The following is an 11,659-nucleotide window of genomic DNA, read 5'->3' as shown; positions in this document are numbered from 1 at the left end:
GGTGCGGAAAGTGGAATCGTGTCCCATTCTAGCGCAGCGCGCCCCCTTGCGTGCAGGGCTTTGGCGGCTCAGCCTGGCAAGGCCCAGCCTTCCGGCACCATGATCTTGAACATGCCGGCCTTGGCCGTCTTGCGGGCCAGTTTCAGCAGCGCCTTGTCCTTGGTGATGAGGATGTCGGCGTTGGCGTCACGCGCCAGTTCGAGGAATTTCTGGTCATCCTTGTCCGTGCAGACGGGCAGGCGCACGCCAGAGACGGGCGGTGCCACCACGCTGATGTGGGCGTCGAAGCGGGCGGCGGCAACGGCGCGGCTCGCTTCATCGAGCGGCAAATGTTTGTAATGCAGCACGACCAGATATTCCGCGCGGCAATCTTCGCGCGTGATGGCGTGCACGGCGCCGCTTTCCATGGCCGCCAGCAAGCCCGCCCAGCGCGGGTCGTTAAAGACGAACAGGTCGAGGCAAACGTTGGTGTCGAGGACGAGTTTTTGTGGAGCAGGTATCATGTCGGCAATTCTATTCTGTAGTGATAATTTATGTTGATCGTGCTTTCGCCCGCCAAGAGTCTCGACCTGGAGACGCCGCCAACAACCTCGTTGCACAGCACCCCCGATTTTCTCGACCATTCCGCTCAGTTGATCGAGCGCATGCGCCAGTTTTCCCCGGCCGAAGTGGGCAGCCTGATGGGCATTTCCGACGCCTTGTCGGCCCTCAACGTGGCCCGCTACGCTTCCTGGACACCCCAGCTTGACGACGCGCGCCAGGCCATCATGGCCTTCAATGGCGACGTGTATGCCGGTTTCGAGGCGCGCAGCCTGCAGCCGGCCCAGCTCGACTATGCCCAGTCGCGCGTGCGCATTTTATCGGGCCTGTACGGCTTGCTGCGCCCGCTGGACCTGATCCACCCGCACCGCCTGGAAATGGGCACGCGGTTGTCGACCACGCGCGGCAAGGATTTGTATGCGTTCTGGGGTGACACCATCACCAACGGCCTGAACCGCGCGGCCAAGGAGCAGGGCGCCAAGGTGCTGGTCAACCTTGCTTCCGAAGAATATTTCAAATCCGTCAAGCCGCGCCAGCTGGACGTGCCCGTCATCGCGCCCGTGTTCGAGGACTGGAAGAATGGCAAGTATAAAATCATCTCGTTCTACGCCAAGCGCGCGCGCGGCATGCTGGCCCGCTATGCGGCCGTCAACCATATACGCGATCCGCAACAGCTGAAGCAGTTCGATGTCGACGGTTACGGTTTCGTGCCGGAAGCGTCGAACGACAAGAGCTGGGTGTTCCGGCGCAAGGTCGGAGAATAACCCTAAAGCAAATGCCGGGGTCGTACCCTCAGGGTACGACCCCGGATTTTGCCGTTGGGCTAAGAAAAAACCGGGCTAGCCCGGTTTTTTCTTATCTTACTGCCAGAATTTCCACCACTTGCGTTCCTTGTTCACCCCTTCCGGGCTGAGGAATGCCGTGTTCGGGTAGTTCTTGGTCAGCACGCGCAAGGCGTCGTCGCGCAGGTCGGTCAAGCCCAGCTTGTCATACGAGCGGTACATGATGAACAGCGCTTCTTCGATGGCCGGCGAGGCACGGAAGTCGCTGACCGTCGTTTGCGCGCGGTTGGCGGCGGCCAGGTAGGCGCCGCGGCGGAAGTAATAGCGCGCCACGTGTACTTCGTATTTCGCCATGGCATCGATCAAATAGTTCATGCGGGCCAACGAATCGGGCGCATATTTACTATTCGGGAACTTGTCGACCAGTTGCTTGAAGGCCGCAAACGCTTCGCGCGTGGCTTTCGGGTCGCGCTCGGTCGGATCTTGCTCGTACAGGAAGTTCAGGAAGCTGATCTGGTCATTAAAGCTGATCAGGCCACGCAAGTAGTACATATAGTCGACATTGGCGTGGTTCGGATGCAACTTGATGAAGCGTTCGACGGCAGCCAGTGCCTGCGCCTGGTCTCCCGCCTTATAATACGCGTAAGCGATCTCCATCTGCGCTTGCAGAGCATAGTTGCCGAAAGGATAGTTAGCCTCCAGCTTCTGGAACAGGCCGATTGCAGCTTCATAGTGCTGTCCGGCCATTTCTTCACGCGCCTCCGAGTATAATTTCGTAACGGACCAGTTTTTGGTCTCATCCACTTTTTCAGGCAACAAGCTGCAAGCGGACATGCCGAGCAGAACGACTGAAGCGACTACCAACGATAATTTTTTTTGCATGACGTTTTGCAAGAAGGTTTTAACCAAGATTTTACAATAGGCTGATTATAGCCGATGGGAATGCTGTGATATTAACTCCGAAGCCTAATTTGGCTGACCCCGCGTTTGACTCCCTTTCTGACCATGCTGCCGAAGAGGCGTTTGACGGCGATTTTGCCGCCGACGACGTCTTCGAGGAAATGGCCCCGATTACATTGGAACTGACGCCGGACGCCTGCGGCCACCGCCTCGATAAAGTCATCGCCCAGCTGGTGCCGCAATACTCGCGCAGCCGCTTGCAATTGTGGCTGGAAGCCGGTTTCGTGACCGTCGATGGAAAAGTTGCCAAACGCAACATGACCGCCTATGGCGACGAGAAGATCGTCATTCTGCCGCAAAGCGCGCCGGAAGACGAGGCTTTTAAGCCGGAAGCGATGGAATTGAACATCGTGCACGAAGATGAGCATATCATCGTCATCAACAAACCGGCCGGACTGGTCGTGCATCCGGGCCCCGGCAACTGGTCTGGCACCCTGCTCAACGGCTTGCTGCACCACTGCCCGCAACTGGCCGGCGTGCCGCGCGCCGGCATCGTGCACCGCCTGGACAAGGATACGAGCGGCCTGATGGTGGTCGGCAAGACCCTCGCTTCGCAAACGGACCTGGTGCGCCAGTTGCAGGCGCGCACCGTCAAGCGCGAGTATTTCGCGCTCGTGTGGGGCACGCCGAAAATGGCGGGCACCATCGACGCGTCCATCGCGCGCCACCCGCGTGACCGGGTCAAGATGGCCGTCTCGGAAAACTTTACGGCCAAGCCTGCCATCACGCACTATGAATTGATCGGCAGCGGCGAACTCGACCGCCGTCCCGTGAGCCTGATGCAATGCCGTCTGGAAACAGGGCGCACGCACCAGATCCGCGTGCACATGCAGCATCTGGGCTTCGCGCTGGTCGGCGACCATGTATATGGCAAGCAGCACCTCGTGACCGTGTTCTCGCGCCAGGCACTGCAGGCGCGCCGCCTGGGTCTCGTGCATCCGGGCACGCTGGAAGCGTGCGAATGGATCGTGCCGCTGGCAGATGATTTCGCGCAACTGATCGCCACGGCCGGCATTCCCGAGCCGGAACAGGTCTGATGACGTCGCCGTTGCCTTGCCTAGTACCCGATTGGCCCGGCTTGCCCGCGAACGTGGGCGCGCTGGCGACCGTGCGCGCGGGCGGCGTCAGCCAAGGGCCGTATGGTGACGGGCAGGGCGGCGGTGGCTTGAATCTGGGCACGCACGTGGGCGACGAGCCCGCGCACGTGGCCGCCAACCGGGCGCGGCTGGCGGCTATCTTGCCTGCCGAGCCGGCCTGGCTGTCGCAGGTGCATGGCGTGGCCGTGGCCGATGCCGGCAAGCTGGATGGCTACGTGCCGGACGCCGATGCCAGCGTGGCAACACAGCCTGGCGCCGTGTGCGTGGTGATGACGGCCGATTGCCTGCCTGTGCTGTTCTGCTCGACGGATGGCCTCGTTGTCGGTTCGGCGCACGCGGGCTGGCGCGGCCTGGCCAATGGCGTCTTGCAGCGCACGGTGGAAAGCATGCGGTCGCAAGGTGCGACGGACATCCTCGCCTGGCTGGGGCCGGCCATTGGTCCGCAGCAATTCGAAGTGGGGCAGGAGGTGCTGCAAGCGTTCCGCGACGGCGCGCGCGATGAGGCGGAACGGCAAGTGTTGAGCGCTTCTTTCGTCGCCATCGCAGGCAAGCCGGGCAAGTACCTGGCCGACATCTATGCGCTGGCGCGCACCATGCTGCTGCGCGATGGCGTGGCGCAAGTGGCGGGCGGGGAATATTGCACCGTCAGCGATGCGGCGCAGTTTTACTCGTATCGGCGCGATGGCGTCACGGGAAGACAGGCCAGTTTGATCTGGCGCAAATAATCTGCACGGCAGACACTTATGTGTCTGCCGTTTTTGTTTTATCGTCTGCTGAGGCAAGTGCGCGGGCTTTTAGCTCGGCCTTGCGTTTGCGTCTCCGCGAGCCCGTCAGATAGAATAGGATGGACAGCGGGATGACGCAGTACAGCAAGAAGGTCATCACCCCGGCGACGATGGACGGTTCCGTCAGCGCCATGAGGCCGACGACATAGATCCAGGCAACAGCGGTCATGAGCATCATTGGTAGTGGCAGTCAGTAAAAGTTTGCATGCAGGTGATCCTAAAGTATTTATTTTTCGACTACGTTTCGGCGCCTAACAAAACCGTAGCGAGCGGAAGGGAGAGGTGGCTAAGAAGCGCAACCGTACTCTAGTACGGTGAGCATCGCAGGCCGCCTATACCGACGCGCAGTAGGTTTTGTTCGGCGTCCCTCAATCTTGAATGGACTTACATACATCTATGAATATGCCCGATCCTCAAATGATGACCAAAGAATGGATGGCGCAGATCAGCAATCCTGAACAGTGGAAGACGTGGTTCAACATGGTACCGCAGCCCCAGGGCAATCCGATTGCCGGCATTTTGCAGGATGCGGGCGCCAGCATCAAGCCAGAAGCGATCGAGCAACTGAAAAATGCCTACGTGGCCAAGCTGACGGGCTTGTGGGCCGACTTTATGGCCGGCAAGGCGCCGGAATTGAAAGACCGCCGCTTCGCCGCGCCCGCCTGGCACGCCAGCCCCTTGTCGGCCTTCAATGCGGCAGCCTATTTGCTGAATGCGGAGTTTCTCAGCGCCATGGCCGATGCCGTGGAAGCGACGCCGCACCAGAAGCAAAAGATTGCGTTTGCCGTGCAGCAAATCGTTGACGCCATGTCGCCTGCCAACTTTCTCGCGACCAATCCCGACGCCCAGCAAACCCTGATCGAGACCAAGGGCGAGAGCCTGGCCAAGGGCTTGAGCAATATGCTGGCCGACATGCAGAAGGGCCGCATCTCGCAGTCCGACGAGTCGGCCTTCGAAGTGGGACGCAACGTGGCCACCACGCCGGGCACGGTGGTGTTCGAGAACGCGCTGTTCCAGCTGATCCAGTACACGCCAAGCACCCCCACGGTACACCAGCGGCCGCTGCTGATGGTGCCGCCATGCATCAATAAATTCTATATCCTTGACTTGCAGCCGGAAAACTCGCTCGTGCGCTATGCGGTGGAGCAGGGCAATACCGTGTTCCTGATGTCCTGGCGCAATCCGGACCTGAGCATGCAACACCTGACGTGGGACGATTACGTCGAGCAAGGCGTGATCGAAGCCATCCAGGTCACGCAGGACATTTCCGGCCAGGACAAGCTCAATATGTTCGGCTTTTGCGTGGGCGGCACCATCGTCTCGACGGCGCTGGCTGTGCTCAAGGCGCGCGGCGAGAATCCGGCCGCCAGCCTGACCCTCTTGACCACCTTCCTCGATTTCTGCGACACGGGCGCGCTCGACGTCTTCATCGACGAGCCGCAAGTGGCGCTGCGCGAGCAGTCCCTGGCCAAGGGCGGCCTGATGTCGGGCCGCGACCTGGGCAGCACTTTCTCCAGCCTACGGCCGAACGACCTCGTGTGGAACTACGTGCAATCGAATTACCTGAAAGGCAAGGAGCCGCCCGCGTTCGACTTGCTGTACTGGAACGGTGACGGCACGGGCTTGCCGGGTCCCATGTTCTGCTGGTATCTGCGCAACACTTACCTGGAAAACAGCCTGAAAGTGCCGGGCAAGCTGACGGTGGCCGGCGAAAAGGTCGACCTGAGCAGCATCGACGCGCCCGCTTTCATCTACGGTTCGCGCGAAGACCATATCGTGCCCTGGGGCGCGGCCTACGCCAGCACGGCCTTGCTGAACCCGAAAAAGCCGAAAGCCAACCGCTTCATCCTCGGTGCTTCGGGCCATATCGCCGGCGTGATCAATCCTGCATCGAAGAAAAAGCGTAGTTACTGGAGCAATGATGCAGCTAAAACCGCCCGCACGGCGAAAGCCAAGCCCTTGACTGCCGAGCAATGGATGGAAGGCGCGACCGAGCACGTGGGTAGCTGGTGGCCCGAATGGGCGGCCTTCCTGGCCGAACACGGCGGCGCGCAGGTGAAGGCGCCAGCCAAGCCGGGCAACAAACGCCACGCGGCAATCGAGCCGGCGCCGGGGCGGTATGTTAAAGTCAGGGCGGACTAGTTTACAAAAGCTTCTCGCCAGGCAAGACCGGCGTAATCTCCGGTCTTGTCAGGAATCTACTCTTAGTTGCGTTGCAATAAATATGGGAATCTACTACCCTGATGTGCAATGGAGCCATTTTCCACTCTATAATGGAAAAAGTAGGCAGGTGCGAAAGCGGACCCACGTTCGCTTTTTTTTCGGATTAACTCAGTATGCGCTGCGGCGCAATAAGTGGAACTTGTGATGAGTAGTGCAAAAAAAAGTATAGACCGCCTGATTAAAAAATATCCCAACCGCCGTCTGTATGACACGCAAACCAGTTCCTACATCACCTTGACGGACGTCAAGCAGCTGGTGTTGGACAATGAGGTGTTTACCGTCGTCGATGCCAAATCCAATGAAGATTTGACGCGCAGCATCTTGCTGCAAATCATTTTGGAAGAGGAAGCGAACGGCGCGCCCATGTTCTCGAGTAGCGTGTTGTCGCAGATCATCCGCTACTATGGCCACGCCATGCAGGGCATGATGGGATCCTACCTGGAAAAGAACGTGCAAGCGTTCACCGATATCCAGCACAAATTCACGGGCACGTCGGCCGGCAGTTTCGAAGGCAAGCCATTCAGCCCGGAAATGTGGACCCAGTTCATGAATGTCCAGGGCCCGATGATGCAAGGCATGATGAACAACTACATCGACCAGAGCAAGAGCCTGTTCGTGCAGATGCAGGAACAGATGCAGAGCCAGAGCAAGAATCTGTTCGGCACGTTCCCGTTTGTTCCGCCGGTGCCGCCGACGGACAAGAAGTAAGCAGCCGCCGATGAGGGGCACACAACGGCACAGGAACTCCTGTGCCGTTGTGCTTTGCGGGCGTCATGCCGCCAGCGGCCGATGCTGCATGCTATCGCTTCAGTTGCTGCAGCGTGGAGAGCAGGTCCTGGTTTGAATGCTCGAGCTTCCATGTCCTGGCATTGTCCATGGAACTGTAAATGCTGATGCGACCCTTGAAATCTTCCTGGATATTGAGCGCAAGGCCGGATGGGAAAATCAATGGGGTCCTTCGCAATATGTATGGTGTATACGGCCCCCAGGTTTTACCTTCGTCGCTGCTGACCAGCAGTGCGCCCTCGGTATACATGCCGGCCTCCATCAGTAATCTGCCGTCATTGAGTGGCGCCACAGGCGACATCAGGACTTTGAATGGCGAAACGATTTGCGTCCAGTTCTGGCCGCGATCCCGTGAAACATAGGCGTCGGGAAACCTTCCCGCCAAGCCAGCTTCTACCAGAATGCTTTCCGTCCCATTGGGTTGATGGATAAACTGCGCCAATTTTTTCTTGAGCGGACCAAAGCGTTCGGTCAACTTGCCCGTACTGTAATCGAGTTCGCCGATCAAGCCGCTTTCCATCGCATAGCCGATCCGGTCCGCGTCTTGCCATGTCCAGAATAAGCCTGGGCCATGCAGCCAAGATCCGGGCATGGCGGCATGGTGCACGGATCGCCAGTCGCCAGCGTCCAGTTGTTTCGCATGGAAAATGTTCAATACATCGCCCTTGCGATGTAGCACGTACCAGCCAGCCTTGGGGTTGCCACCGATACGCAGCAGATTGCCGGGCGGCAAATTGCCTGTATCGACAGGAAGCAGCTTTTCACTGTCACGCGCTTTACGTAGCAGGGAGCCCGATTCGCCTACCGCGATCAACTCGGCATTGGGCAGGTCTACAGGGAACACGCAAGACAGCGACTCCACCGATTGCGCATTGATGATATTCCATTGACCTTGCGTCGAGCGTATCAGGACGGCGCCCATGCGGCTGGCGGCAGCCACCCGGCCATCGGGCATCTCGGTGACGCACTCGGCCCCAGCGGGGTGGGTGCGGGCAAATTGCTCGACATCGTCCTGCGCGTGGTGTGGGGTGCTCCAGCCTGGGCTGGCAGTAGCGCCGAATAGCTTGCTGTAGTCGGGGGCAAAGTACTGGAGCAATTGCGCATTGGATACCACCTGCGCGCTGCGACCGTATTGCACGCCGAAATCGCCGCGTGTCACAACCAGCCGACCGAGATCCGTCGATTTGCCCGCTTCGATCTTGAAGCTTCCCACGATGGTCGAGTACACATGCAAGAGCTTGTTGGCACGGGTATCGATCAATTCCACAAACTCATACTCGCCAGGCGGCAGTGCGCCAATGAACAGGGATGTATCGCCTGCCATCGCGCTCTCGACCTTTTTCATCACCAGGTTTTCGGAGACCAGCTTGAAATCACTGCGCTGCTCCCCCGCCACGACACGGCGTAACTTGATCATATTGAAACCGTAAATATCTTTGGTATTCGACGTGATGCTGACCGCCACCGGGGTTTCTCCCGATTGTGCTTGCATTTTCAGTGGATCAACCACCGAGGTGTTGACGGCGCAGCCGCTCAGCAGCAATGCGCTCAAACCGCAAGCCGCGACAGCCAGGCGCCGCGCTTTCAGATTGGAAAAGGAAAAAGACATGGGACTCGTTTAGTTTTTTAAAAAACAATTATATGCCAGTCATTAGTTTCTTTGTGGCATTATTTTTTAATTTCTTGATACCGGCGATGCGTGGCGGGACCTCGTCCAAGCATTGCCACGATGGCAGCGGCCGGAACAAAGTTGCGGTTGAAGCGTTGCAGATGCGGCAGCAAAAGGACTCTGCGCTGACAGCAAGGTGCGGCTCGGGGTACAATAGCCGATTCGCCTCACCATTTTACTAGCTGCCAACTATGTCTGAAATTCACCGTATTCCCGTTCCTTCCGCCCAGCCCGAGGCCATGCTGGCCATGCCAGGTGCGGCGCCGAAAGTGGGCTTTGTCTCGCTCGGCTGCCCGAAAGCGCTGGTCGACTCCGAACAAATCCTGACCCAACTGCGCGCCGAAGGCTACGAAACGGCGAAATCCTACGCTGGCGCCGATCTGGTGATCGTCAATACCTGCGGTTTTATCGATGCTGCCGTGCAAGAGTCGCTCGACGCCATCGGCGAAGCGCTGGCTGAAAACGGTAAAGTCATCGTCACCGGTTGCCTGGGCGCCAAGAAAGATGCTGCTGGCGACGACATCATCATGAAGGTGCACCCGAAAGTGCTGTCCGTCACGGGCCCGCACGCGCTGGCCGAAGTGATGGATTCCGTTCACTTTCACTTGCCGAAGCCGCATGCGCCATTCCTCGACCTGGTGCCGCCGCAAGGCGTCAAGCTGACGCCGAAGCACTATGCCTACCTGAAAATTTCCGAAGGCTGCAACCACCGCTGCAGCTTCTGCATCATCCCATCGATGCGTGGCGACCTCGTCTCGCGCCCGATCGGTGAACTGATGATTGAAGCGGAAAACCTGTTCAAGGCCGGCGTCAAGGAATTGCTGGTCATTTCGCAAGATACCTCCGCATATGGCGTGGACGTGAAATTCCGCTCCGGCTTCTGGAATGGCCGTCCCGTGAAAACCCACATGACGCAACTGACGGAGGCGCTGGGCGAACTGGCCAAGTCTTACGGCGCCTGGGTGCGCTTGCACTATGTGTATCCATACCCGCACGTGGACCAGATCATTCCGATGATGAGCGGCGGCCACATCCTGCCGTACCTCGACATTCCGATGCAGCATGCGCATCCTGACGTGCTCAAGCGCATGAAGCGTCCGGCCAGCGGCGAGAAAAACCTCGACCGCATCCAGGCCTGGCGCGCGATCAACCCGGACCTGACCATCCGCTCGACCTTCATCGCCGGTTTCCCCGGTGAAACGGAAGCGGAATTCGAATACTTGCTGGACTTCCTCAAGGAAGCGCAGATCGACCGTCTGGGCTGCTTCGCCTATTCGCCTGTCGAAGGCGCGACGGCCAACGAAATCGCCAATCCCGTGCCGGAAGAGCTGCGCGAAGAGCGCCGCGGCCGCGTCATGCTGCTGCAGGAAGAAATTTCCAAGAAACGCCTGCAAGCCAAGGTCGGCAAGACCGTGCGCGTGCTGATCGATGAAGTCACCCGCTCCGGCGGCGTGGGCCGCTCGTCCGCCGACGCGCCGGAAATCGATGGCGTCGTGTATGTGAAACCGCCGTTCGAGCCGCACCGCAAGCTGGCGGTGGGGCAATTCGTTGACGTGACCATCACGTCCGCGGATGCGCACGACCTGTGGGGCGCTGCAGAGTAAGCAGGTGTAACAGTCGTACGGCGTGCAGGGCGTAAAGCCCTTACAATCAAGGCGGACCAGCAATTGCTGATCCGCCTTTTTTTATTTCCCGACGCCATGACCCAGACCAAATCTCCGCAAACCGCGCTGATCCACAGCGATTACCAGGCGCCGCAAGGCTTTGCCGCGTTTCCCAACGCCATCCATCACGCATCGACCGTGCTGTTCAAGGACGTGGCTGCCATGCGCTCGGGCGACTGGAAAGAGAAGAACGCCTACACCTATGGCTTGCACGGCACACCCACCACCTTCACCCTGGAAGCGCGGCTGGCCGAGATCGAAGGGGGCAAGTACTGCCTGCTGGCGCCGTCGGGGCTGGCGGCCATCGCCATGGCGGACTTTGCCCTGCTGAAAACGGGCGACGACGTGTTATTGCCGGAAAATATCTACAACCCGAACCGCGAACTGGGACGCTGGCTGGCGCAGGATTTCGGCATCACGGCCCGCTATTACGATCCGCTCATCGGCGCCGGCATCGCCGCCCTGATCCAGCCCAACACCAAACTGATCTGGACGGAAGCACCCGGTTCCGTGACGATGGAAGTACCGGACTTGCCCGCCATCTGCGCGGCCGCCCATGCGCGCGGCGTGCTGGTGGCGTTGGACAACACCTGGTCGGCCGGCCTGGCCTTGCGCGGCTTTGACCTGGGCGTGGACATCATCATGCAGGCGCTGACGAAATACCAGTCGGGCGGCTCGGACGTGCTGATGGGCGCGCTCATTACGCGCGAGCGGGCGCTGCACGAGCGCCTGGCGCTGGCGCACATGCGTCTGGGCATGGGCGTGGGGGCGGACGACGCCTACCTGGTGCTGCGCGGCTTGCCGACCATGAAGCTGCGCTTCGACGCGCACGATGCGGGCGCGCGCACGGTGGCCGCCTGGCTCAAGGGGAGAAGCGAGATCGCCACGGTGCTGCATCCGGCTTTCGACGATTGCCCCGGCCACGCCATCTGGCAGCGCGATTTTACGGGCGCGGGCGGCCTGTTTTCCGTGCTGTTCGATGCCCGCTACTCGGAGGCGCAGACGGACCGTTTCGTCGATGCTTTGCAATTGTTCAAGATTGGCTACAGCTGGGGCGGCGCGAACAGCCTGGTGATGCCGTACCGCATCGCCGCCATGCGCAAGGGCTGGCAGTTGCCGGGCCAGCTCGTGCGCCTGAACGTGGGGCTGGAAG

General features: G+C 59.7%; 11 protein-coding genes. 7 read left to right on the top strand and 4 right to left on the bottom strand.

Features of this window, described 5'->3' with window-relative positions:
• Positions 1-68: 68 nt before the first annotated feature.
• A complete protein-coding gene (locus HWE17_RS14610) occupies positions 69-503 on the bottom strand; it encodes a putative toxin-antitoxin system toxin component, PIN family (RefSeq protein ID WP_035819658.1) in 435 nt (144 codons plus the stop codon).
• Positions 504-533: 30 nt separating this feature from the next.
• Between HWE17_RS14610 and yaaA the strand changes: the two genes are divergently transcribed.
• Complete coding sequence (gene yaaA, locus HWE17_RS14605) at positions 534-1,304, top strand: peroxide stress protein YaaA (RefSeq protein WP_176389226.1); 771 nt, start codon at positions 534-536, stop codon at positions 1,302-1,304.
• A gap of 96 nt (positions 1,305-1,400) precedes the next feature.
• Here the strand turns inward: yaaA and HWE17_RS14600 are convergent, their stop codons facing one another.
• On the bottom strand, positions 1,401-2,204 hold the full coding sequence (locus HWE17_RS14600; RefSeq protein WP_099403105.1) for an outer membrane protein assembly factor BamD: 804 nt from the start codon (positions 2,202-2,204) through the stop codon (positions 1,401-1,403).
• An 89-nt stretch (positions 2,205-2,293) separates the two neighbouring features.
• Between HWE17_RS14600 and HWE17_RS14595 the strand changes: the two genes are divergently transcribed.
• Together HWE17_RS14595 and pgeF are read left to right on the top strand one after the other, a co-directional pair.
• Complete coding sequence (locus HWE17_RS14595) at positions 2,294-3,319, top strand: RluA family pseudouridine synthase (protein WP_102297629.1); 1,026 nt, start codon at positions 2,294-2,296, stop codon at positions 3,317-3,319.
• The gene (gene pgeF / locus HWE17_RS14590; RefSeq protein ID WP_099403106.1) at positions 3,319-4,104 is read left to right on the top strand and encodes a peptidoglycan editing factor PgeF; all 786 of its coding nucleotides are present in this window, start codon (positions 3,319-3,321) and stop codon (positions 4,102-4,104) included. The genes HWE17_RS14595 and pgeF overlap by 1 nt, the downstream gene beginning before the upstream one ends.
• 16 nt (positions 4,105-4,120) lie before the next feature.
• Here pgeF and HWE17_RS14585 read toward each other — a convergent pair whose 3' ends face one another.
• Positions 4,121-4,333: a hypothetical protein gene (locus HWE17_RS14585; protein ID WP_369681737.1), complete on the bottom strand. Its 213-nt coding sequence runs from the start codon at positions 4,331-4,333 to the stop codon at positions 4,121-4,123.
• A 248-nt stretch (positions 4,334-4,581) separates the two neighbouring features.
• Here HWE17_RS14585 and phaC point away from each other — a divergent pair, with 248 nt between their 5' ends.
• A complete protein-coding gene (gene phaC, locus HWE17_RS14580) occupies positions 4,582-6,306 on the top strand; it encodes a class I poly(R)-hydroxyalkanoic acid synthase (RefSeq protein WP_255206250.1) in 1,725 nt (574 codons plus the stop codon).
• A gap of 225 nt (positions 6,307-6,531) precedes the next feature.
• Positions 6,532-7,095: a polyhydroxyalkanoate synthesis repressor PhaR gene (gene phaR, locus HWE17_RS14575; protein WP_010399000.1), complete on the top strand. Its 564-nt coding sequence runs from the start codon at positions 6,532-6,534 to the stop codon at positions 7,093-7,095.
• A 91-nt stretch (positions 7,096-7,186) separates the two neighbouring features.
• Here the strand turns inward: phaR and HWE17_RS14570 are convergent, their stop codons facing one another.
• Positions 7,187-8,782 (bottom strand): hypothetical protein, encoded by a 1,596-nt coding sequence (locus HWE17_RS14570; RefSeq protein WP_176389224.1) that lies wholly within the window; start codon positions 8,780-8,782, stop codon positions 7,187-7,189.
• 308 nt (positions 8,783-9,090) lie between these two features.
• Here HWE17_RS14570 and rimO point away from each other — a divergent pair, with 308 nt between their 5' ends.
• The gene (rimO, locus tag HWE17_RS14565) at positions 9,091-10,446 is read left to right on the top strand and encodes a 30S ribosomal protein S12 methylthiotransferase RimO (RefSeq protein WP_176389289.1); all 1,356 of its coding nucleotides are present in this window, start codon (positions 9,091-9,093) and stop codon (positions 10,444-10,446) included.
• Positions 10,447-10,542: 96 nt separating this feature from the next.
• A partial coding sequence (locus tag HWE17_RS14560; protein ID WP_176389223.1) for a cystathionine beta-lyase occupies positions 10,543-11,659 on the top strand: 1,117 nt, incomplete at its 3' end.

It is taken from the genome of Janthinobacterium sp. BJB401 (assembly GCF_013372745.1).
Classification (GTDB): domain Bacteria; phylum Pseudomonadota; class Gammaproteobacteria; order Burkholderiales; family Burkholderiaceae_D; genus Janthinobacterium; species Janthinobacterium rivuli.
The sequence above is the reverse complement of the archived record's forward strand: the minus strand, read 5'-3'. Positions and strand labels throughout refer to the sequence as shown.